We start from the raw sequence: 23,001 nt of genomic DNA, 5'->3' as shown, positions 1-23,001 counted from the left end.
ATCGCCTCGGAATGACAGTGGATGTTAGGCGGCGGTGCGGCCGCCATCGACGGTGTAGGCGGAGCCCGACACGTAGCTTGCTTCGTCGGAGGCGAGGAAGGCGACGATCGAGGCGACCTCGCTTGCCAGGCCGAGCCGGCGCGCCGGGATGCGGTCGACGATCTTCTCGGTGGGAGGCGGCGCGTTGCCGCCGCTGCGGCCCTGCAGGATCGTGCTCAGCATCCGGCTGTCGATCAAGCCGGGGCAGACGCAATTGACGCGCACGCCGGTGCCGGTGCATTCCCAGGCCGCGCTCTTGGTCAGCCCGATCACCGCGTGCTTGCTGGCACTGTAGACTGCGATCATCGGCGAGCCCATCAGGCCGGCGATCGAGGCGGTGTTGATGATGCTGCCCTTGTTCTGCTTCAGCATGACGGGCAGCACGTACTTCATGCCGAGGAAGACGCCGACGACGTTGACGTCGAGCACTCGGCGGAAGCTCTCCAGCGAGTATTCGGGGATCGGCTTGATGTCGCCCTCGATACCGGCGTTGTTGTAGAAGACGTCTATGGTGCCGAACCGGTCGACGGCGGCGCGGACATAGTCCTTCACCTCGTCTTCCCTCGTAACGTCCGCGGCCACCGTCAGCGCTTCCGCCGAGGCCGGCAGGTCCTTGATGGCGGCCCTGAGGTCGGCCTCCTTGCGGTCGATTGCGACAATCCGCGCACCCCGTTCGGCGAGCAGATGGAGCGTGGCCGTTCCGATGACGCCGGCAGCGCCGGTGACGACGGCGACCCGGCCATTAAGCCGGATACGATCGGGCATGGTTGGTTTCCTCTGGCTGGTCCGGTTCAGTGCCGGATTTTCCTCGTTTTCGCGCTGGGGCGGCGCGGGTTTTGCACACGGACTATTCCACGTGTTCCAGAGGCTGACCAGAGGCCAGGAAGGGCGGCAAACCGCCCTTTCCCCGCCGTATTCGGCGTGTTAACCGGTGGTCCTGCGAGCGGCCGATATCAAGGTAAACTGTCGCGAGCCCGATTCGCCTCTTTAAGCCGCGCGAGATGTCTCGAACCATTGCCCTGATTGGCTTTGCGGCCTTGATCGCCGCCTCAACCGTCTCGCTTGCGCCGTCCGCGCGTGCGCAGATCGGAACGATTTTTTCCGATCCGCCGCCGCGTCCGCCCGGTGCGATTCCGCGCGGCCAGATGCCGCCGCCCGGCGATGACGACGAGGAAGTGCCGGAATTGCCGCGCGGCCGGGTGCTGCCGACGCCGAACCGGCCATTGCCGCCGGGGCAGGCCGTGCCGCCGCCCGGGAGCGTGCAGTCGCAGCCCTTGGCGCCCCCGCCCGGCACCGCGGTCGCGCCGCCGAACGGCCAGCCGGGCGTTGCCGTGCAGCCGCCGCAGCCCGGCGCGCCGAATGTCGCCAACGCGCCTCCGGGGCAGCGTCCGCCCGCCAAAGGCACGCCGCAGGCACCTGGGGCGCTGCAGCCCGGCGACGAGGTCGTGCAGGAGCCGCCGTCGACCAAGATCACCAACAAGAAGGCGAGCTTCTCCGGGCTCGACAAGATCACCGGGCGCATCATCAATTTCGACGAGGATATCGGCGAGACCGTGCAGTTCGGCGCGCTGCGCGTGAAGACCGATGCCTGCTACACAAGGCCGTCGACCGAAGCCGCCAACACCGATGCCTTCGTCGAGGTGGACGAGATCACGCTGCAGGGCGAGGTGAAGCGGATCTTCTCGGGCTGGATGTTCGCCGCGAGCCCGGGCCTGCACGGCGTCGAGCATCCGATTTACGACATCTGGCTGACCGACTGCAAAGGGCCGGACCAGACCATCGTGACCGCTGCGCCCGATCCGCCGAAGCAGCCGACGCCGCCACCGCCGCCTCCGGCGCAGAAGCGTCCGGCGAAGCAGGCCGCGCCGCGTCCCGCGCCACCGCCGCCGCAGTATCAGCAGCAGCCACCGCCGCCACCTCCGCCGCAACAGCAGCGGCCGGGCGGCTTGTTCGGCGGCTTGTTCGGGAACTAGTTGAGTTCCCGCAGCCCGGATGAAGCGACAGCGAAATCCAGGGCTCTCATGCTGCGGCTACATCTATCCCGGATTGCGCGGAGCCTGTCATCGGGCACGCGTTCGCGCGACCCGTCGCTCCTCCGGGCTACCTGATCAATTGCGCTCGGCGATGATGGCGAGGGCGTCCGCGCCTCTGATCGGCTGCGTGACGTCGAGCTTGCGGAAATCTCCGGGCGCACCTGTGATCGCCTTGTCGAGCAGCGCGCGATAGCGGCGGCGTGGAATCTCGATCGCGCCGAACGTCTTCAGATGCTCGGTCACATATTGCGTGTCGAGCAGCTCGAACCCGCCGGCGATCAGGCGCGCCACCAGATGCACCAGCGCGACCTTCGATGCGTCGCGCGCGGTGTGGAACATGCTTTCACCGAAAAAGGCGCGGCCGAGGCTCACGCCATAGAGCCCGCCGACCAGATTGTCGTCCTGCCACACCTCGACACTGTGGCAATGGCCAAGCGCGCTCAGCCCGACATAGAGATCGCGGATACGCTTGTTGATCCAGGTGTCGTCGCGGCCAGGGTGCGGCGCCGCGCAGCCTGCGATCACGGCCTTGAACGCGGTATCGACCGTGACCGTGAACACATCCGAACGCACGGTGCGCGCCAGCCGCGAGGCGACGCGGAAGCCGTCGAGCGGAATTACGCCGCGCAGTTCGGGCTCGACCCAGAACAGGGTTGGGTCGTCGGCGCTCTCCGCCATCGGAAAGATGCCGCAGGCATAGGCGCGCAGCAGCACTTCGGGCGTGATTTCGGAAGAGGCGGAGTCGCGCGACGTCATGAGCGCAGGATAGCAAACACCGGGCGGCGACGCGATGGTCCGCATCGATGTTTGTGCAGTGTTGACCGAATGCGGTTCCTTTCAGGCCGTGCCGCCAGGTCAGGCGCTGCGGTGACGCCAAATTGCGACCAAAATTGGCGGTGCGCTTTGCGACATGGTGGTTGCGTTTCCGACCTTCCAGGCAGGCGAGGGGCTGCCACACGAAATTGTCATCACTTTTGCACGGTGTGTGGCATGGCCGGCAGTCCGTGGACTGTGACGCCAACGAGTTGCAGCCAGTCGAAGAACGTGACGCGCTGACACACAGATCGCTGGCAGTCGCGCCGGTTCGCCGCTCACGATAGAGTCGCCATCGCGCCATGAATGATCATGATCGCGCGTACCACTGACAAAGCTCTCGCGAATTGGCGGCTTCAGCGCGATCACGTTTGGACACTTTCAGGCGTTCGGCTGCCTTTGATGTGACCTACTTTGTCGGATTGTTGCTGATTGTGTTGCCCTGCTTGCAGGCCATCGGGTAATCTGCAAGACAGTGCGGCGTGAAGTGCGAGTTTGATCGGCAAGACACCTTCCTTTCCGATTGTTAACGCGCTTTGTCTTCCGGAAGCGTTCAAAATGCATTCTCGAGTGTGGCGCGCGCGAGTTCAGGGGACGCAGAGAATCGCGCGAGCTCGTTCGTCTTTCCTCGTGAGCATCTCATGGACCAGCAGATAAGGGATCGGACCATCCATCCGTCGATTGACGCGCCCAAGCAGAAGGGGCGGACGTCGCGTGGCCGGGGCGTGCTGACGACGTTGATCGTGTTGCTGTTGCTTGCCGGCATCGTGTGGTGGACGAGGCACCAAAGCGCGCCGCAACAGGCGGCCGGCGGACGCAACAGTGCGCCGATGTCAATCGTGCCGGAGACCGTCGCCAAGGGCGATATCGGCGTCAGCCTCAACGCACTCGGGACCGTGACGTCGCTCGCCACGGTGACGATCAGGAGCCAGATCAGCGGCTACCTGATGAAGGTCGATTTCAAGGAAGGCGATGAGGTCAAGAGGGGCGACCTCATCGCCGAGATCGATTCGCGCCCCTATGAGGCGACGCTGGCGCAGGCCAAGGGCCAGCTCGCACGCGACGAAGCGCAGCTCAAGGGCGCCCAGGTCGATCTGGCCCGTTATCAGAATCTCGCCGCGCAGAACGCGGTGCCGCACCAGCAGCTCGACACCCAGGTCGCGCTGGTCGCGCAGTATCAGGGCACTGTCGAAGCCGATCGCGCCTCGGTGAAATCGGCCGAGGTGAACTTGCAGTACTGCCGCATCGTGTCGCCGATCAACGGGCGCGTCGGTCTGCGCCAGGTGGATCTCGGCAACTACGTGACGCCGGGAGACACGAGCGGCATCGTCGTGATCACGCAACTCGAGCCGATCAGCGTGCTGTTCACCTTGCCGGAGGACAATCTGCAGGCGGTGGCGAAGCGGCTGCGTGATGGCGCGGTGCTGCCGACGGCAGCCTACGACCGCAGCGGCGCCAACAAGCTCGCCGAGGGAACACTGCAGACCTTCGACAGCCAGATCGATCCGACCACGGGCACGATCAAGCTGCGCGCCAAGTTCGAGAACGACCAGCGCACGCTGTATCCGAACCAGTTCGTCAACGTCCGCCTGCTGCTCGACACGCACAAGGATGTCACGACGATGTCGACCGCGGGCATCCAGCGCGGCGTTCCCGGCACCTTCGTCTATCTCGTGAATGGCGACAGCACCGTCTCGGTCAGGCCCGTGAAGCTCGGCGTCACTGCCGGCGACCGCGTCGAGGTGCTCTCGGGGCTTTCGCCCGGCGATCGCGTCGTGATCGACGGCGCCGACAAGCTGCGCGAGGGCGCGAAGGTGATCGTTCGCTCGGCGGCCGACGTTGCCAATCCCGCCGCCGCGGCCAAGGGCGGCGCCAAAGGACATAACAAGGGAGACGGCAAAGAAGGCGCCAAGGGCGCCGATCCCGACAAGGCAGGTGGTGGCAAGCGCGAGCACTCCGAGGACGGACAGAAGCAATGAACCCGTCACGGCCATTCATCCTGCGGCCGGTGGCGACGACCCTGCTGATGATCGCCATCATGCTGTCGGGGATGCTGGCGTTCAGATTCCTCCCCGTCGCGGCGCTGCCTGAGGTCGACTACCCGACCATCCAGGTGCAGACCTTCTATCCCGGCGCCAGCCCTGACGTGATGACATCGTCGGTGACGGCGCCGCTCGAGGTGCAGTTTGGCCAGATGCCGAACCTGAACCAGATGAGCTCGGTCAGCTCGGCGGGCGCTTCCGTCATCACCTTGCAGTTCGGTCTGTCGATCTCGCTCGATGTGGCCGAGCAGGAGGTGCAGGCCGCGATCAACGCCGCGGGCAATCTCCTGCCGTCGGACCTGCCGGCGCCGCCGATCTATGCCAAGGTCAATCCGGCCGACGCCCCGATCCTGACGCTCGGCCTGACCTCGAAGACCATGCCGCTGACCAAGGTCGAGGATTTCGTCGACACGCGATTGGCGCAGAAGATCTCGCAGCTACCCGGCGTCGGCCTCGTCAGCATCAGCGGTGGCCAGCGGCCCGCGGTGCGCATCCAGGCCGACATCCGCAAGCTCGCTGCCTACGGCCTCAATATCGACGATCTCCGCACCACGCTTGGCAACGCCAACGTCAATACGCCGAAGGGCAATTTCGACGGCGCGATGCGCGCCTATACGATCAACGCCAATGACCAGATCCGCAACGCGACCGATTACAGGTCGCTGATCGTCGCCTACAAGAACGGCTCGCCAGTCCGCCTCAGTGACGTCGGCGACGTCGTCGAAGGCGCGCAGAACGACAAGCTCGGCGCCTGGATGAACGAGACGCCGGCGATCATTCTCAACATCCAGCGCCAACCCGGCGCCAACGTCATCTCGGTCGTCCAAGGGATCAAGGCGCTGCTGCCGCAGCTGCAGGCGACGCTGCCGGCCGCGATCGACCTCAACATCCTGACCGACCGCACCGTGACGATCCGGGCCTCGGTCCGCGACGTCGAATATGAACTGTCGCTCGCGGTGATCCTGGTTGTGCTGGTGATCTTCGTATTCCTGCGTTCGACCCGCGCGACGCTGATCCCGAGCCTGTCGGTGCCGCTCTCGTTGGTCGGCACGCTGGGGGCGATGTATCTGTTCGGCTTCAGCCTGAACAATTTGTCGCTGATGGCGCTCACCATCGCGACCGGCTTCGTGGTCGACGACGCCATCGTCGTGATCGAGAACATCTCGCGCTACATCGAGGAGGGCGAGCCGCCGCTGCAGGCGGCGTTGCGCGGCTCCAAGCAGATCGGCTTCACCATCATCTCGCTGACGGTATCGCTGATCGCGGTGCTGATCCCGCTGCTCTTCATGGGCGATGTGGTCGGCCGCCTGTTCCGCGAATTCGCCATCACGTTGTCGGTCACGATCCTGATCTCTGCCGTGGTGTCGCTGACGCTGGTGCCGATGGCCTGCGCCAAGCTGCTGAAGGCGGAGGATGCAACGCAGGAAAACACCTTCCAGCGGCTCAGCCGGGAAGGCTTCGACTTCGTCATCGCGATCTATGGCCGGATGCTCAACTGGGTGCTGGATCGCCAGACCCTGGTGCTGCTGATCGCGCTCGCCACTTTCGGCTTGACCGCGTGGCTCTACGTCATCATTCCCAAGGGCTTCTTTCCGCTGCAGGACACCGGCGTGATCCAGGCGATCTCGGAGGCGCCGCAATCGGTCTCCTATGCGGCGATGGCCCAGCGCCAGCAGCAGCTCGCCAGCGTGATCCTGAAAGACCCGGACGTGGACAGCCTGTCGTCCTTCATCGGCGTCGACGGCACCAACACCACGCTCAATAGCGGCCGCATCCTGATCAACCTGAAGCCGCATGAGCAGCGGAAGTCCGGCATCGCGACGGTCATGGAGCGGATCAAGGCGAGCACCGCATCGCTGACCGGAATCTCGCTCTACATGCAGCCGGTCCAGGATCTCACGATCGAAGGTACGGTGAGCCGAACGCAATACCAGTTCATCCTGCAGGATGCCGATCCGGCCCAACTCGCCGAATGGACGCCGAAGCTGGTCGACAAGCTGCGCGAATTGCCGGAGCTCAGCGACGTCACCAGCGACATCTCGGCGCAGGGTCTTTCGGTGTTCGTCGAGATCGACCGCGACCAGGCGGCGCGGTTCGGGATCACGCCGGCGACGATCGACAACGCGCTCTACGACTCCTACGGCCAGCGCATCGTCTCCACCGTCTTCACCAATTCGAACCAGTACCGGGTGATCCTGGAGGCCGATCCAAGCTTACAGAACTCGCTGCAATCGCTGTCGTCGATCTACCTGCCGTCCTCGGTTGGCTCAACGCCGGTGCCATTGTCGGTGATGGCGAAGATGCGCGAGGAAACCGCGCCGCTACAGGTCTCGCATCTCGGTCAGTTCCCGTCGGCGACGGTGTCGTTCAACCTCGCGCCCGGCGCCTCGCTGGGCGAGGCGGTTGCGGCGATCAAGCAGGCGCAGATCGACATCGGCCAGCCGCTCAGCGTCATCACGAGCTTCCAGGGCGCGGCGCTGGCCTTCCAGTCGTCGCTCTCCAACCAGCTCTTCCTGATCCTGGCGGCGATCATCACAGTCTACATCGTGCTCGGCGTGCTCTATGAGAGCTTCATCCATCCGGTCACGATCCTGTCGACGCTACCCTCGGCCGGTATCGGCGCGCTGCTGGCGCTGATGATGGCGAAGCAGGATCTCACCATTGTCGCGATTATCGGCATCATCCTGTTGATCGGCATCGTGAAGAAGAACGCGATCATGATGATCGACTTCGCGCTCGATGCCGAGCGCAACGAGGGCAAGCCGCCGCGCGAGGCGATCTACCAGGCGTGCCTGTTGCGCTTCCGGCCGATTATCATGACGACGATGGCCGCAGTGCTCGGCGCGCTGCCGTTGATGATCGGAACCGGCGCGGGCTCCGAGTTGCGGCATCCGCTCGGCATCTCGATCGTCGGCGGCCTGCTGGTGAGCCAGCTGCTCACCCTGTTCACGACGCCGGTCATCTATCTCTGGTTCGATCGTCTCGCGATCCGGTTTTCGGGGCGATCGCGGGAGGTCGGCGAGGCCAGCGGGTCGCACTGAGATGGATCCGTCAACACCCTTCATCCGGCGGCCGGTGGCCACGACGCTGCTGACCCTCGGGCTCGCAGCGGCCGGGGTGGTGGCGTTCTTCAAGCTGCCGGTGTCGCCGCTGCCGCAGGTGGATTTCCCGACCATCTCTGTACGGGCGACGCTGCCCGGAGCCAGCCCGCAGGATGTGGCGACAACGGTCGCAAGCCCTCTGGAGCGGCATCTCGGCCAGATCGCAGACGTCACCGAGATGACGTCGTCCAGTTCCGTCGGTGCGACCCGCATCACGCTGCAGTTCGGGCTCAACCGCGACATCAACGGCGCGGCGCGCGACGTGCAGGCCGCGATCAACGCGGCGCGGGCCGACCTGCCGACCAGCCTGCGCTCCAATCCGACCTACCGGAAGGTCAATCCGGCCGACGCGCCGATCCTGATCCTGACGCTGACGTCGGACACGCTGACCCGCGGCGATCTCTACGACGCGGCGTCCACCGTGCTGGCGCAAAAGCTGTCGCAGGTCGAGGGGATCGGCGAGGTGGTGGTCGGCGGCAGCTCGCTGCCGGCCGTGCGCGTAGAGCTCATCCCGCAAGCGCTCTACAAATACGGCATCGGGCTGGAGGACGTTCGCGCCGCGCTGTCGAACGCCAATGCCCACAGTCCGAAGGGCGGGATCGATGTCGGCGACCAACGCTACCAGATCTACGCCAATGACCAGGCCAAAAAGGCGGACGACTACAAGTCGCTGATCGTGGCCTACCGCAATGGGGCTGCGGTTCATCTCTCCGACGTCGGCGAGGTGGTCGACGGGGTAGAGAACCTGCGCAACTCGGGCCTCGCCAACGGCAAGCCGGCGGTGCTGATCATCCTCTACCGGCAGCCGAATGCGAACATCATCAGCACCGTCGACCTGGTGAAGGGGTTGATGCCGCAGCTCAAGGCCTCGGTATCGCCGGCGATCGACATCGGCCTGGCGGTCGACCGCTCGACGACCATCCGCACTTCTCTGCACGACGTGGAACGAACGCTGGTCCTCGCCGTGCTGCTGGTCATCATTGTGGTGTTCGCGTTCCTGCGCAATGCGCGAGCCACCCTCATACCGGTCGTCGCGGTCTCGGTGTCGCTGGTCGCGACCTTCGGAGCGATGTACCTGATTGGCTACAGTTTGGACAATCTGTCCCTGATGGCGCTGACGGTTGCGACCGGCTTCGTCGTCGACGACGCCATCGTCGTCCTGGAGAACGTGACCCGCTACATCGAAGAGGGCATGAGTCCGCTTCAGGCAGCGCTCAAGGGCGCCAACGAGGTTGGGTTCACCGTGCTGTCGATGAGCATCTCGCTGATCGCGGTGTTTATCCCGATCCTGCTGATGGCGGGGATTGTTGGCCGGCTGTTCCGCGAATTCGCGATGACGATCTCGATCTCGATTCTGATCTCGCTCGCGATTTCGCTCGCGACCACGCCGATGATGTGCGCCGTCCTGCTGAAGGCCGAGCGCGGCCAGAGCCACGGGCGGCTCTATTGGGCGAGCGAACGCATTTTTGAAGCTATGCTGAACTTCTACCGCAGGACGCTGACTGCCGCGTTGCAGCACCCGCTGTCGGTGATGCTGATCCTGGCCGCCGTGTTCGGCCTGAATTTCTATCTCTACGATGTCATTCCGAAGGGCTTCTTCCCGCAGCAGGATACGGGGCGACTGGTCGGCTCGATCCAGGCCGACCAGAGCGTATCGTTCCAGTTGATGCAGCAGAAGCTGGCGCAGTTCGTCAACATCATCAAGAGCGACCCGGCCGTGGAGACGGCGGTCGGCTTCACGGGTGGGGGACAGACCAATTCCGGCTTCGTGTTCGTCTCGCTTAAGCCGCTCGACCAGCGCAAGATCAGCGCCGATGGTGTGATCAGGCGGCTGCGGCGGGAGATGGCCGTCGTCCCGGGCGCGAGCCTGTTCCTGCAGGCGGTGCAGGATATCCGCGTCGGCGGCAGGGCGTCCAACGCGCAGTACCAGTACACGCTGCAGGGGTCGACGCTGGAGGAGCTCAATGAATGGACGCCGAAGATCGCAGCGGCCCTGCAGCATGATCCGAACCTGGCCGACGTCAACAGCGACCAGCAGAACAAGGGCCTGGAATCCAACCTCGTGATCGACCGCGATGCGGCGGCCCGGCTCGGGATCACTGTGAGCCAGGTCGACAATACCCTCTATGACGCATTCGGCCAGCGGCAGGTTTCGACGATCTATGTCGCGCGCAACCAGTATCACGTCATCATGGAGGTGGCGCCGCGCTATTGGCAGAACCCGGAGACGCTCAAGGACGTTTATATCAGTAAGTCGGGCGCGTCGGTCGGCGGCTCGCAGTCGACCAATGCCGTGGCGGGGACGGTGGTGGCGCCCGGAAGCTCAAGCGCAACCACTGCGGCCAACGCCCAGGCCGCGCGCAATCAGGCCACCAACTCGATCGGTGCGACGGGGAAGGGCGTGGCCTCGACCGGATCGGCGGTCAGCACCAGCAGCGAGACGATGATCCCGCTTTCGGCGGTGGCGAGCTTCAAGCAAGGGGCGACCCCGCTGGCGGTTAATCACCAGGGCCTGCTGGTCGCCAACACCATCTCGTTCAACCTGCCGCCCAACGTCTCGCTGAGCACCGCGGTCGCCAGCATCGAGGCCACCATGAACCGGATCGGCGTCCCGGCCACGATCCGCGGCACCTTCCAGGGCACCGCCAAGGCGTTCCAGGATTCCCTCAACAACCAGCCGTTCCTGATCCTGGCGGCACTGGTGACGATCTACATCGTGCTGGGCGTGCTTTACGAAAGCTACGTCCATCCGCTGACGATTCTATCCACACTGCCCTCCGCAGGTGTGGGCGCCTTGCTGGCGCTGATGGCGTTCAAGACCGAGTTCAGTATCATGGCGCTGATCGGCGTCATCCTGCTGATCGGCATTGTGAAGAAAAACGCCATCATGATGATCGATTTTGCCCTGGAGGCGGAGCGCAAGCGCGGGCTGGAGCCGCTCGAGGCCATTCGCGAGGCCTGCCTGCTCCGCTTCCGTCCGATCATGATGACGACGATGGCTGCGCTGCTCGGCGCCGTGCCGCTAGCCGTGGGTATGGGCGAAGGGGGCGACCTGCGCCAGCCGCTCGGCATCGCCATCGTCGGCGGGCTGATCCTGAGCCAGGTCCTGACGCTCTATACGACGCCGGTCATCTATCTCTATCTCGACCGGTTCCGCCTGTGGGCCCAACGCGTGCGGCGTGGCGGCAATGCAACACGTATTCCAGGGTCTCTCCAACCGGGCGAGTAAATGCCGATAGTCACAGCGTTGCGAAACTTTCAGATGGCGCGGAAATCCGCCCGTTTTCCGCGCACGCGGACGTTCCGTCCCGGCAAGCGGCCCGCACTCGTGATGCTGGTGGGGGTCGGCCTGGGCCTGTCGGGCTGCATCCCGGGGTCGGAGCGCCCCGAGCTCAATCTCGAAGTGCCGGCGAGCTACAAAAGCGCCGGCAAAGGTAACGCCGATGCCGCCGTTCCGGCGCTCGCCTGGTGGCGCGGTTTCCGCTCCGCCGAGCTGACCGGGTTGATGGAATCGGCGCAGGAGTACAATCTCGATATCGCGGTCGCGATCGCCCAGATCGTGCAGGCCGACGCGCAGACTGGCGTCTCCGGTGCCGCGCTGCTGCCGTCCGTCACCGGTTCGGCCACCGCCGAGCGTGAGCATCTGGGAACGCGATCGAGTTCGTCGACCGGCGCCAGCGGGACGTTCTCACAGTACAACGTCGCGCTGAGTGCGAGCTACATCGTCGATTTCTGGGGCAAGAACCGTGCGACGCTGGCGTCGTCGGAGGAGAGCGCCACCGCTGCCCGCTACAATCGCGAGGTCGTGGCGTTGACCACGATGGCGACCGTCGCCAACACCTATTTCCAGCTGCTTGCGGCGCAGGACCAGATCAAGGTGACGCGCCGCAACCTCGCTGCGGCCGAGCGCATCCTTGGGCTGATCAAGCAGCAATTCGCTGGCGGCACCGCCTCGCAGCTCGACGTGTCGCAGCAAGAGGCGCTGGTCGCGACCCAGCGCGCGGCGATCCCGCCGCTCGAGGTAACGGTGGGACAGAACACGGCTGTGCTCGCGCTGCTGGTGGCGCGTGCGCCGGCCAATTTCACCGTGCGCGGCGGCAGCACCACGCAAATCGCGGTGCCGCGCGTCACACCCGGGTTGCCCTCGGAATTGCTCTACCAGCGGCCCGATATCCGCCAGGCCGAGGCGCAGCTCGCCGCATCCAATTTCAGTGTCGAGGCCGCGCGCGCCGCCTTCTTCCCGCAGATCCAGCTGACCGGCACCACCGGCTTCCAGAGCGCGGCGCTCGCCTCGTTGTTCGCTCCGGGCGCGTGGTACTACACGCTCGCCGCCAGCCTGACCCAGCCGCTGTTCGACGGCTTCCTGCTGGAGAGCCAGCTCAAGCTCGCCAAGGGCCAGCAGCTGCAGGAGGTGCAGGCGTATCGCAAGGCCGTGCTGTCGGCCTTCGCCGACGTCGAGAAAGCACTGATCGCGCTGCAGAAGTACACGCTGCAGGAGCGCCTGCAGTCCGACGTGGTGGCCAGTTCGCGCAAGGCTTTCGAGGTCGCCGAGACGCAGTTGCGCGGCGGCACTGTCAGCCTCATCACCGTGCTGCAGGCGCAGCAGACGCTGTTCACAGCTGAGAACAATCTGGTTACGGTCAGGCTCAACAAGCTGCTGGCGGCCAGCAGCCTGTTCCAGGCGCTCGGCGGCGGCTGGACGCCGACCGGCACGCTGGCGGCGCTGCAATGAGGATGGTCATGCAACGGTTGATTGGACTTGTGGTCGTTGGCCTTGGTATCGCGCTGGCCGTTCCGCCAGGCGCGTCCCGTGCCCAACAGAGACCTGCGCCCAACGGTGTCCCGCTCACCTTCGGCATGACGGTCGACCAGGCCAGCCGGGCGCTCGGCGTGCCGCTGAACTACGTCCGCGGCCGCCCCGGCAACGAGCTTTTCGTCGCGCTGCCCAATGTCAAGGGGAGTATATTCGCGAACCGCAGCGACGGGCTCTATCTGCAGTTCGGCAGAAGGCATCTGATTGCCTGGAAGGGTGACTGGGGGACCATTCGGCCATGAGAAGTGCAATCATGATCGCAATGAAAGGACTCGTTGCCTGTGCCGTCATCGCACTATGCGTCGGCGCGGCATGCGCGCAGCAGCGCCCGTTGCGCTTCGGCAATACTAGCGGTTGGTTTTTCGACGGCAGGGACGACGATCGCGACTTCCGGACCAACGGCTATTTCCCGGGCAATTTTGCTTCGGATCCCTTTAGCGCCGGCTTCGGCGCGGCCGGCCTGTTCGGGTCGACGCCGCGGCGCTCGGCACGGCCATATCCGTCGCAGGTCGTCTTTGCCGCGCCGTGCCGGGATTGCGGTACGCACAGGAAGCGGCGGCACCGGTCTCACCACGACTGAGGGAAGGCGAGGGCGGCCTATTTTACCGCCGCGGTTTGCGGCGTCGCGACGACGCGGCGGAATCGGACCAGCACCTTCGTGCCATTGTGGGCGGGGTCGCGCTCGACGCTGGCGTCGAGCTTGGCGGCCATTGCGGTGACGATGCGCTGGCCCATGCCGGTGCCGCGCGGATCGACCTTGTCATCGAACCCCACGCCCTCGTCGCTGATCGACAGCAGGAGATCGTCGCCCTCCGGCTTGAGCTCGACATCAATCGGGCCGGCGCCGTCGGGATAGGCGTATTTCACCGCGTTCATCACGAGCTCGTTGACGATGATGCCGATCGCGACCGCGCGATCCGGGTCGATCTCGATCGGGCCGGCGTTCAGCGTCAGCCGCGACATCTTGTTGCCTTCGGTCGATCGCCTGAGATCCTCGAGCAGCGCTTCGAGATACTGGTTCAGCATCACCGTCTTGAAGTCCTGCGAGGTGTAGAGGCGGCGATGCACCTGCGCGACCGCGGCAACACGGCCCATGGCGTTGGTCAGGGCGGCCTTCACGTCGTCCTGGGTCGCGGAGTTAGCCTGCAAATGCAGCAGCGAGGCGATGATCTGCAGTGAATTGCCGACGCGGTGGTTGACTTCGCGCAGCAGGACCTCGCGTTCGGCGGCGAGCGCCGCGTAGCGATCCCGCGAGGCGTGCACCTCCGCCTCAGCCTCGTCGCGCGCCTTCTGGATCGCAGCGCGTCGGATCGCGCCGTTCACTGCGACCTGGAGCAGGGGGATGAATTCGCCCCTGACGTCCTTGACCAGGTAGTCTGCGGCGCCGGCCTTCAGCGCGGTGACGGCGATTGCGGAGTCCTGCGAGGCGGTGACGAACACCACCGGCGGCGCATCCGGAATCTTCAGGATCTGCTCCAGCGTCTCCAGTCCATCGGCGCCGGGCATGTACTGGTCGAGCGCGATGACGTCGATGCCGCCCTGAGCAAGACGATCGAGGCCTTCCTGGCCGTCGGCGGCGTGCACGACCTTGAAGCCCGCGCGCGTCAGCCCGCGTTCGACCAGCCGCGCCAGGGGCGCATCGTCATCGATATAGAGCAGTGTCGGCGTCGCGCTGGTCATGTTGAAGCGGGCGGAACCTGAATCACGGAGAAGAACAGCCCGAGCTGGCGAATGGCGTTGGCAAAGCTTTCGTAATTCACCGGCTTGGTGATGTAGACATTGCAACCGAGCTCATAGCAGCGCTTGATTTCCTGGGAATCATCCGTCGTGGTCAGCACCACGACCGGCGTCGACTTGAGAAACTTGTTCTCCTTGACCCGCTTCAGGATATCGATGCCGGTCATGTCGGGCAGATTGAGATCGAGCAGGATCAGGAGCGCCTGGCCCATGCGTTCGGCTGCGGTGCCATCCTTGCCGAAGAGATAGTTGACAGCCGCCGTGCCATTCGCGAACGGAATGATCTCGTTGTTGACCCCCGATCGCCGGATGTTGCGTTCGATCAGGCGAGCATGGCCCTCGTCGTCCTCGATCATGATGATGGTGACTGGATTGCTCATGAAGCTCTGTCCCGGTTCTTGCCTGTCCAATTGATAGGCAGTGTTATCGTGAAGGTGCTGCCGCTGTGAAGCTTCGATGCTACCGACATGGTGCCTCCTAGTCTGCGCACAAGTGCGCGGACATGGGCGAGACCGATACCCTGGCCGGGCTTGTCCTGGGTTCCGGCGCGGCGGAACAGTTCGAAGATGCGCTGATGGTCCTTCGGATCGATACCGCGGCCATTGTCCGCGATCTCGTAGATCGCAAAGCCGAGCTTGGTGCGGCCCTCGATCGTAATCTCGCCGGGGACGCCGTCCCTGAGGTATTTCAGCGCGTTATCGATCAGGTTGGAGAAGATCTGCTCGATCGCCAGCCGGTCGCTGACGATATCAGGCAGTGAACCGATCTCGACGGTGGTGTTGCTCTCTGCGGCCTGGTGGGCAACCGTCTTGACGATGCCGTCGATCAGCTCGCGGACGTCGATCGGCTCCGGCTTGAACTCGCGCCGACCTTCGCGGGTGAGATTGAGGATCGCGGTGATCAGCCGGTCCATCTTGGCGATCGAGGATTTGATGAAGCCGAGCGACTCGCTGAAATCGTCGGACAGTTGCTTGTCGGAGCCTTCCAGTTCGGGCTCGGCGGTATCGGTAGCATCATCCGGCATCGCCGACGCGAGCGGCGCCGAGCGGTTCAGCGTCGCGATGCGCCGGAAGATGTCGCCGCGGAGTTCTTCCAGCTCGCTGGTGAAGCCCATGATGTTGACCAGCGGCGACCGCAGATCGTGGCTGACGATATAGGCGAAACGCTGGATCTCCTCGTTGGCCTCGCGCAGGTCGGCAGTGCGCTCGTCGACGGTCGCTTCGAGGTTGACGTTGATGTCGCGCAGCTTCGCCTCTGCCTCGTCGCGGGCCCGTGAGGATTGCCGCAGCAGCACGATCGAGAAGCCGGCGAGCGCCAGCACCATGCAGGAGCCTGCGATTGTGACCGAGGACGCCAGGACCTGGGTCTTGTCCGCGGTCTCGGTGCGCATCGCGAACAGGCGGTTCTCCTCGGTGCGCATGTCGCTGCCGATCCGCGCGATCGCCGCCACCGCATTCGTTGACGCGGTGCTGCGCAGGTCGGCGATGCTGTCGGTAATGTCGTTGTTTTTGGCGTGGTCGATGTCGCGGGCGAGCTCGGACAGGCGCCGGTCGATCGCGATCTTGAGTTTTTCGCTGTTGGCGACCTGCGTCGGATTGTCGGCGGTGATCTTTGTGAGATGGTCGAGCGCAGCCGGGATGCCTGTCGCGGCAGACTGATATTCCGCCAGATGTTGCGGCGCGGATGTCAGCAGATACGCCCGGGTGGCGCTTTCGGCACGGCGGATCTCAACCAGCAGGCTCGCGATCTGGCTCTCGACCTCGACGGTGTGGACGACCGAGGCGTTGTCCTCGCGCGCCTTGTTCACCAGCAACACCGAGGCCACGCTGACCGCGACCAGCACCAGAAACCCCGCCGAGAGGAGCAGGATTTGCAGGGCACTGCGCCGCCGTGAAGCCCCCAGCGTCACGATCGTCTCGTCAAATCAATGGAGTTCAATTGAGCCCCGGGGAAAGCCATTAACTCAATGATACGCTTGAGCAAGGCTTGAGTTCCACGGGGCCGCCGTATTATTTCGCCGGCTCGGCGGGTTGACCGGCCAGATACTGTTCCAGCCAGTGGATGTGGTAGTCGCCCTCGATGATGTCGGGCTCGCGGACCAGGGCGCGGAACAACGGCAACGTCGTTTCGATCCCGTCGACCACCATCTCGTCCAAGGCCCGGCGCAGCCGCATCAGGCATTCGCCGCGGGTCTTGCCGTGCACGATCAGCTTGCCGACCAGTGAATCGTAATAGGGCGGGATCATGTAGCCTTGGTAGACAGCGGAATCGATCCGCACGCCGAGGCCGCCCGGCGGATGAAATTGCGTGATCCGTCCGGGCGAGGGTCGGAAGGTCTGTGGGTTCTCCGCATTGATGCGGCACTCGATGGCGTGGCCGATGATGGCGATGTCATCCTGTCTCGCCGGGAGGTCGCCGCCGGCGGCGATCCTGATCTGCTCCAGCACCAGATCGATATCGGTGATGCTTTCGGTGACGGGGTGCTCGACCTGGATGCGCGTGTTCATTTCGATGAAATAGAATTCGCCGTCCTCGTAGAGGAATTCGATGGTGCCGACGCCGAGATATTTCATGTCCCGCATCGCCTTGGCGCAGGTCTCGCCGATCTTGGCGCGCGCGGCGGCCGCGAGCACCGGCGAGGGGCCTTCCTCCCAGACCTTCTGGTGACGGCGCTGCAACGAGCAGTCGCGCTCGCCGAGATGGATGGCGCCGCCGCGGCCGTCGCCGAGAATCTGGATCTCGATGTGGCGCGGCTTCTGCAGGTATTTTTCCAGATAGACCGAGGCGTCGCCGAACGCCGACTTGGCCTCGTTGGCCGCGGTCGACAGCGCGAGCGCCAGGTCAGCCTCGGTGTGGGCCACCTTCATGCCGCGGCCGCCGCCGCCGGCGGCTGCCTTCACCAGCACGGGAAAGCCGATCGACTTCGCGATCGCCATCGCATCGTCTTCCGATGTCACCGCGCCGTCCGAACCAGGCACCACGGGAATGCCGAGCCGCTTGGCGGTCTTCTTGGCCTCGATCTTGTCGCCCATCAGGCGGATGTGCTCGGCCTTGGGGCCGATGAAGTGCAGATTGTGATCGGCGAGGATCTCGGCGAAGCGCGCGTTCTCGGACAGGAAGCCGTAGCCGGGATGCACGGCATCCGCCCCGGTGATCTCGCAGGCCGCGAGCAGCGCGGGCACGTTGAGGTAGGAATCCTTCGAGGGCGGCGGCCCGATGCAGACGCTCTCGTCGGCGAGACGCACATGCATGGCGTCGGCGTCCGCGGTGGAGTGCACCGCGACGGTGGAGATGCCGAGCTCCTTGCAGGCGCGCAGCACGCGGAGCGCAATCTCGCCGCGATTGGCTATGAGGATCTTGTCGAACATGGCGTCCCAAGGGGCGAGTAGCCGGTCGCGAGTAGCGAATGGAGCATTATTTCATCAACCATTGGCTATTCGCCACCCACCATTCGCTATTCAATGATGACGAGCGGCTCGCCGAATTCGACGGGCTGGCCGTCCTCGACGAGGATCTGCGTCACGGTGCCGGCGCGCGGCGACGGAATCTGGTTCATCGTCTTCATCGCCTCGATGATCAGGAGCGTCTGGCCGGCAGACACTTTCGTGCCGACTTCAACGAATGGCTTGGCGCCGGGCTCCGGCGCCCAATAGGCGGTGCCGACCATCGGCGAGGGGACGACGCCCGGGTGCTTTGCGAGATCGTTGGCTGTCGCCGCGGCCGGGACCGCGACCGGCGCTGGGACGGCCGCCTGAACCGGGATGCTCGGCACGGAGGCGGCGATGCTGACGTTGCGTGCGACGCGCACGCGCAGTCCGGCGCGCTCGATCTCGATTTCGGTCAGGTTGGTCTCGGCAAGCAGATGCGCGAGCTCGCGAATGAGGGCGCTGTCGTCGCTCGTGGATTTTGCCGCTGATTTGTCGTCTGGCTGGCGCGCCATGATCTTGGTCCGGAATCTCTGTCTGGTGACGGGGAACGTCAGGATTGACGATTAAGTCTTTGCCTTGGCGCCGATCTTCGCGGCGAGCCCGATGATCGCGAGCCGGTAGCCGTCGATGCCAAAGCCGCAAAGCGACGCGAACGCCGCTTTAGCAGTGAACGAATGATGCCGGAAGCTCTCGCGGGCATGGATGTTGCTCACATGCACCTCGACGGCCGGGATTTTCACCGCAATCAGCGCGTCGTGCAGCGCGATGGAGGTATGAGAATAGCCGCCGGCGTTGATGATGATTCCGGTCGCCTTCTTGGCGTGGGCTTCGTGGATGAAGTCGATCAGTTCGCCCTCGCGATTGGATTGTCGGCAATCGGCGGCAAGACCGAACTGCCGGGCGGTGTCCGCGCACAGCTTTTCGACGTCGGCGAGGGTGGCATGGCCATAGGTCTCGGGCTCGCGCGTCCCCAACAGATTGAGGTTCGGGCCGTTCAGGACATAGATCGTTCCGGCAGCAGCCATTCCGAGGTTCCGGCGAAGGGGGTGGGTGGGGCGGGTTATAGGTAACAACCGGCCGCAGGGGAAGCCTTTAGGTGGGATCCGGAGGTCTTCAACAGGTTCGTCTTGGCTGTCAGACGGCAGCGATAACCCCCTGAAAATGCTGATTAACCCAATCCCGCGGAAGGCGCCCGCGGCGGGAGTCCCGCCCGCCATCCACTGCCCATTCCGGGGGCGCCCGATAGCAAGACCCCGCCCTGAAGGGCGGGGTCGAAAGTAGGCGAGGGCCCGTCACGGCACCCTCGCGCCGAGGCCCGGGTTCAGCCCTCGATGATGTAGACGATCTCGTGGGTCTCCGGTTGCACGATCAGGTAGCGTCCGTGCACCAGGATGAAGTCATAACCACGCCATTGCGGATAGATCGTCACGACTCGCTCCGGCAGCGGATAGAAGCGGACGCTGGCCGGAACGCGGGTGCCGACCGCCACGTTGAAGTTCACATTGGTGACCTCGCTCACGCGCTCCGACTTGATCGCGGTCGAAATCTGGCTGCGCTTCTCCGCCGGAGGAGCCGCAGTCGCCGAGGTCGCCGCGTTGCCGGTTGTGGTCTGCGAACGGCTCTCGTTCCTTTGCGCGCGGTTGGTGTCGGTCGGATTCCGGGTCTGCGCATTCTGGTCCGTCGTTGCGCCGCTCTTGTCGCGTCCCTCAGCCTTCATGCCCTTGGAGCCCTTTGTCGTCTCGTTCTCCGGGTTCATGCCCTTCGGCTTCTGCATATTCTCTTGTGCGCCCTTGGTGGCAGGGCCGCCCTTCTCGGACTCCGCACCCCTCGGGGATTGAGCGCTCGGAGATTGACCGGTCGTGGAATGCTCGGAGCCCTTCATGCCGCCCTTATCGTGCTGCATGGTGCCGGATGACGCGCCACTGGACGGTGCATTGTGCTGCATGGTCGCGCCGCCGCCGGCTCCAGGCGATTCCTTGCCGGTGCCGCCTGCGCCCTGCGCATTCGCGAGACCCGTGCCAGCGATCAGGGCCGCCGCAGCGACCGAAATCAGAAAGCGGTTAGTCATCATATTCCTCCTCGTTTCGGCATTGCCCGCGCCGACAACGAGAGAGCATCTGCGATGTTCCTAGCGATCCGAGGTTCCACGCGGCCGGTTTCGTGAATGCGCGATGAACGCGCAGAGCGTTTCAGTCGCAGGCCCAATCGAACTCCATGGCAGCGAGATCGAGCTGACCGTTGCCAGCGCGGCCGAGGAATCGATCGAGGTTTCGCGCGCAATGCCTGCTTGCAGTATAGGCGGCGACGTAGTCGCCGAGCTCGTCCTTGTGCGGCAAATGATCGTGCGCCGGCTCTTACGTTGGATCGCCCTCGTGTGTCGCGAGCACGGTGCCATTATTCTTCTACGGCTCGTCGGCGGGTGTGATGCGGGCCGACCTGCGCCTCGAGGTCGCGGGTAGCGGCTGGCGCGGCCAGGGTCATGAGGTACGTCTTCCGTGGTTGGCGACGGCCGTTAGTTGCGGCCTGCGCCGAACTGGTTCGGAGGGGACGTGCCCAAAAAACTCCGGCTGCGCCGCAGCCGGATTTGCAGTCGACGGGATTGCTTGATCGCAGCCGGTCAGCAGGTCGCCTTGCCGCAGCGCGCGATGCCGATCTTTTCCTTGAGATTGTCGAGGCCGACCGCACCGACCACGACCTGCTTGCCGATCACGTAACTCGGCGTGCCGTTCATGCCCATGGCTTCGGCGAGGCGGAAGTTCTCCTCGATGGTCGCCTTTACCTCAGGGCTCGTCATATCCTTCTCGAGCTTCGCCATGTCGAGGCCGACATCCTTGGCAACCGCGAGCGCGCGCGCCTTGTCGGCGGCACCGCGGCCGCCCAGCAGCTTCTGGTGAAACTCGAGATATTTCTTTCCGGTCGGATCCTGCATGCGCACGGCAACCGCGACCTGCGCGGCCTCGACCGAGCCCTGGCTCAGCACCGGGAATTCCTTCAGCACGACCTTCAGCTTCGGATCCGATTTCATCAGGTCGAGCATGTCGGACATCGCGCGCTTGCAGTAGCCGCAATTGTAATCGAAGAACTCGACGAAGGTGACGTCGCCGTCCTTATTGCCGAGCGTGACGCCGCGCGGCGAGTTGAAGATGGTGTCGGCGTTCTTGGCGACATTTTGCTCATGCTTCTCGGCTTCCGCAGCCGCCTGCCGTTTGCTGAGCTCGTTCATCGCTTCCTCGAGCACCTCGGGATGCGAGACCAGGTAGTTGCGCACGATGCTCTCGATGTCGCTGCGCTGGGTGTCGGAGAAGCTCTGGGCCGACGCCGGCAGCGGCGCGGCGCAAACGCCGAGCGCGAGGAGGGCAGGAGCAAGAAAGCGGAGCGCTGGCATGGACAGATCCTTGTTGGACGTGGCTCGAAATACAGCAGGGCCGTGAGCCGGTTTCGGTGATGGTTGTATGGAACTACGGTTTATTTCTAGTTGTTTTTCTGGCCCGGCATGGGCTTGGCGCTCACAATGTCGTCAGCTTTGACCCAGCCGGGAGTGCCGATCGCAAACCGGGTCTTTGCGCGCGACGCCAGCTCGCGGGCGGTCTTGGTGTCGCCGCGAAGATAGGCGGCCTGCGCGGACGCAAGGTCCGCCTCCGCGTAGTCGCCCTTGCGGCCATAGGCCATGGCAAGCTGGGTATAGCCGAGTGGCGCCTCAGGCTCGCGGGCGACTGCGGCGCGCAGCATGTTGATCGCCTCGTCCGTATACGCCTTGTTGTCCGAGGCGACCAGCGCCTGGCCGAGCAGCATCTCGATCAGCGGCGCGCGGTTGGAAAGCTGCACCGCCCTGCGCAGCGGCGCGATCGCTTCCGCCGGCTTGCCGCCCTCGAGCAGCGCCTGGCCGCGCAGCTCATAGAAATAGGGATTGTTGGGCTGTGCCTGGATCAGGCTGTCGATCTGTGAGATCGCGGAGCGCAGGTCGCCGTGCAGATAAGTGGTGATGGCGCGGGCGTAACGCGCCGGCAGGCTGTTGTTGGTGAGCGGATAGCGGCGGTAGACCGTGTCCTGCCGCTCCATGAAGCCCGAGATCTTGGCGCGCATCATGTCGTGACGAAGCTGCAGCGCAGGATCATCCTTCTTGTCCCAATAGGGGCTGGAGCGCGCGAGCCCCTCCAGCGCCTCGACACGGTCGACCGGCATCGGGTGTGACTGCAGATAGGGATCCGCGCCGCGCGAGGCGAACAGGCTCTCATCGGTGAAGCGCTTGAATGTCTCGTACATGCCCTTGGCGGATTGACCGGTCGCGGTCAGGAGCTTCACGCCGGCGCGGTCGGCGTTCTCCTCCTGCTGGCGCTGGTAGGACAACAGCGAGCGCTGGATCATCGACTGTGGCGCCGAGAAGGCGGCGGCGCCGGCATTGGTCAGGCCATTGTTGGAACCGCCCCGCGCGCCCGCGGCCATGGCGCCGGCGCCGAGCAACATGGCGATGATCATCTGTGTTTGCGCCCGCGCAAGCTGCTCGTGCAGCTTGGCGAGGTGGCCGCCGGCGAGATGGCCGGTTTCGTGTGCGAGCACGCCGATGATCTGGTTCGGCGTTTCCGACTGCAGCAGCGCGCCGTAATTCACGAAGATACGGCGGCCGTCGGCGACGAAGGCGTTGAACGCACTGTCGTTGATGATCACGACTTGGATGTTCTGCTTCTCCAGGCCCGCGGCGCGCAGGATCGGCCGCGTATACTCGCGCAGGAGCTGCTCGGTCTCGGTATCGCGCAGCAGCGGCGGGCCCTTGGACTGCTGCGCTTGCGCGGTGGCGACGGGGCCGACCGCGAGCGCGACCGCCGTCAGCAGCGCGGTCAACTTGAACGTCCTGGTGCGAAGCGCAAGGCGGAACAGCATGGGGCGATCTATTGGCGATGGCCGGCCGCGGAAAGGCAAAGCCTGATTGCCGCCCTGATTGGACCAGGAGCGTCGCACAGTCTGTTGTTTTTGCAGTTTTTCTTCACGCGATCCGGT

At 64.7% G+C, this 23,001-nt stretch carries 19 protein-coding genes; 7 read left to right on the top strand and 12 right to left on the bottom strand.

All coding sequences use genetic code 11. From position 1 onward, the window contains the following. Window positions 1-24 precede the first annotated feature (24 nt). Entirely contained in the window at window positions 25-804 is a 780-nt protein-coding gene (locus MTX23_RS19455; RefSeq protein ID WP_280971824.1) for an SDR family NAD(P)-dependent oxidoreductase, read from the bottom strand. A 236-nt stretch (window positions 805-1,040) separates the two neighbouring features. Between MTX23_RS19455 and MTX23_RS19450 the strand changes: the two genes are divergently transcribed. Further along, a complete protein-coding gene (locus tag MTX23_RS19450; protein ID WP_280971823.1) occupies window positions 1,041-2,012 on the top strand; it encodes a DUF2155 domain-containing protein in 972 nt (323 codons plus the stop codon). 135 nt (window positions 2,013-2,147) lie between these two features. Here MTX23_RS19450 and aat read toward each other — a convergent pair whose 3' ends face one another. After that, on the bottom strand, window positions 2,148-2,828 hold the full coding sequence (aat, locus tag MTX23_RS19445) for a leucyl/phenylalanyl-tRNA--protein transferase (RefSeq protein ID WP_280971822.1): 681 nt from the start codon (window positions 2,826-2,828) through the stop codon (window positions 2,148-2,150). Window positions 2,829-3,526: 698 nt separating this feature from the next. On the opposite strand from aat, the gene MTX23_RS19440 reads away from it, so the two are divergent. From MTX23_RS19440 to MTX23_RS19415, 6 genes are all read left to right on the top strand, one after another. Further along, window positions 3,527-4,864 (top strand): MdtA/MuxA family multidrug efflux RND transporter periplasmic adaptor subunit, encoded by a 1,338-nt coding sequence (locus MTX23_RS19440; protein ID WP_280971821.1) that lies wholly within the window; start codon window positions 3,527-3,529, stop codon window positions 4,862-4,864. After that, the gene (locus MTX23_RS19435) at window positions 4,861-7,968 is read left to right on the top strand and encodes an MdtB/MuxB family multidrug efflux RND transporter permease subunit (RefSeq protein WP_280971820.1); all 3,108 of its coding nucleotides are present in this window, start codon (window positions 4,861-4,863) and stop codon (window positions 7,966-7,968) included. The genes MTX23_RS19440 and MTX23_RS19435 overlap by 4 nt, the downstream gene beginning before the upstream one ends. A 1-nt stretch (window position 7,969) precedes the next feature. After that, the gene (locus MTX23_RS19430; protein ID WP_280971819.1) at window positions 7,970-11,257 is read left to right on the top strand and encodes an efflux RND transporter permease subunit; all 3,288 of its coding nucleotides are present in this window, start codon (window positions 7,970-7,972) and stop codon (window positions 11,255-11,257) included. Window positions 11,258-11,290: 33 nt separating this feature from the next. Beyond that, the gene (locus MTX23_RS19425) at window positions 11,291-12,760 is read left to right on the top strand and encodes an efflux transporter outer membrane subunit (RefSeq protein ID WP_280971818.1); all 1,470 of its coding nucleotides are present in this window, start codon (window positions 11,291-11,293) and stop codon (window positions 12,758-12,760) included. A gap of 8 nt (window positions 12,761-12,768) precedes the next feature. After that, window positions 12,769-13,083 (top strand): hypothetical protein, encoded by a 315-nt coding sequence (locus MTX23_RS19420; RefSeq protein WP_280971817.1) that lies wholly within the window; start codon window positions 12,769-12,771, stop codon window positions 13,081-13,083. Between the two features lie 89 nt (window positions 13,084-13,172). Continuing rightward, a complete protein-coding gene (locus MTX23_RS19415; protein ID WP_280990741.1) occupies window positions 13,173-13,421 on the top strand; it encodes a BA14K family protein in 249 nt (82 codons plus the stop codon). Between the two features lie 17 nt (window positions 13,422-13,438). On the opposite strand, the gene MTX23_RS19410 is transcribed toward MTX23_RS19415, so the two are convergent. The 10 genes from MTX23_RS19410 to MTX23_RS19365 all read right to left on the bottom strand — a co-directional run bounded on the left by MTX23_RS19410 (window position 13,439) and on the right by MTX23_RS19365 (window position 22,884). After that, the gene (locus tag MTX23_RS19410) at window positions 13,439-14,521 is read right to left on the bottom strand and encodes a response regulator (protein WP_280971815.1); all 1,083 of its coding nucleotides are present in this window, start codon (window positions 14,519-14,521) and stop codon (window positions 13,439-13,441) included. Then, window positions 14,518-14,958: a response regulator gene (locus MTX23_RS19405; protein WP_280971814.1), complete on the bottom strand. Its 441-nt coding sequence runs from the start codon at window positions 14,956-14,958 to the stop codon at window positions 14,518-14,520. The genes MTX23_RS19410 and MTX23_RS19405 overlap by 4 nt, the downstream gene beginning before the upstream one ends. Beyond that, window positions 14,955-16,487 carry a CHASE3 domain-containing protein gene (locus tag MTX23_RS19400; RefSeq protein ID WP_280971813.1) on the bottom strand — a complete coding sequence of 511 codons (1,533 nt, stop codon included), beginning with the start codon at window positions 16,485-16,487 and terminating at the stop codon, window positions 14,955-14,957. The genes MTX23_RS19405 and MTX23_RS19400 overlap by 4 nt, the downstream gene beginning before the upstream one ends. A gap of 100 nt (window positions 16,488-16,587) precedes the next feature. Further along, window positions 16,588-17,946, bottom strand: coding sequence for an acetyl-CoA carboxylase biotin carboxylase subunit (accC, locus tag MTX23_RS19395; protein ID WP_280971812.1), 1,359 nt, complete (start codon window positions 17,944-17,946; stop codon window positions 16,588-16,590). Window positions 17,947-18,032: 86 nt separating this feature from the next. Next, the gene (gene accB / locus MTX23_RS19390; protein ID WP_280971811.1) at window positions 18,033-18,518 is read right to left on the bottom strand and encodes an acetyl-CoA carboxylase biotin carboxyl carrier protein; all 486 of its coding nucleotides are present in this window, start codon (window positions 18,516-18,518) and stop codon (window positions 18,033-18,035) included. 51 nt (window positions 18,519-18,569) lie between these two features. Continuing rightward, complete coding sequence (gene aroQ, locus MTX23_RS19385) at window positions 18,570-19,031, bottom strand: type II 3-dehydroquinate dehydratase (protein ID WP_280978123.1); 462 nt, start codon at window positions 19,029-19,031, stop codon at window positions 18,570-18,572. Between the two features lie 296 nt (window positions 19,032-19,327). Then, the gene (locus MTX23_RS19380) at window positions 19,328-20,074 is read right to left on the bottom strand and encodes a DUF1236 domain-containing protein (protein ID WP_280971810.1); all 747 of its coding nucleotides are present in this window, start codon (window positions 20,072-20,074) and stop codon (window positions 19,328-19,330) included. Between the two features lie 121 nt (window positions 20,075-20,195). Continuing rightward, window positions 20,196-20,342 carry a hypothetical protein gene (locus tag MTX23_RS19375; RefSeq protein WP_280971809.1) on the bottom strand — a complete coding sequence of 49 codons (147 nt, stop codon included), beginning with the start codon at window positions 20,340-20,342 and terminating at the stop codon, window positions 20,196-20,198. A 281-nt stretch (window positions 20,343-20,623) separates the two neighbouring features. Beyond that, window positions 20,624-21,391, bottom strand: coding sequence for a DsbA family protein (locus MTX23_RS19370; protein WP_280971808.1), 768 nt, complete (start codon window positions 21,389-21,391; stop codon window positions 20,624-20,626). 86 nt (window positions 21,392-21,477) lie between these two features. Then, entirely contained in the window at window positions 21,478-22,884 is a 1,407-nt protein-coding gene (locus MTX23_RS19365) for a M48 family metalloprotease (RefSeq protein ID WP_280971807.1), read from the bottom strand. Between the last annotated feature and the right edge of the window lie 117 nt (window positions 22,885-23,001).

It is taken from the genome of Bradyrhizobium sp. ISRA436 (assembly GCF_029910015.1).
Taxonomy (GTDB): domain Bacteria; phylum Pseudomonadota; class Alphaproteobacteria; order Rhizobiales; family Xanthobacteraceae; genus Bradyrhizobium.
The sequence above is the reverse complement of the archived record's forward strand: the minus strand, read 5'-3'. Positions and strand labels throughout refer to the sequence as shown.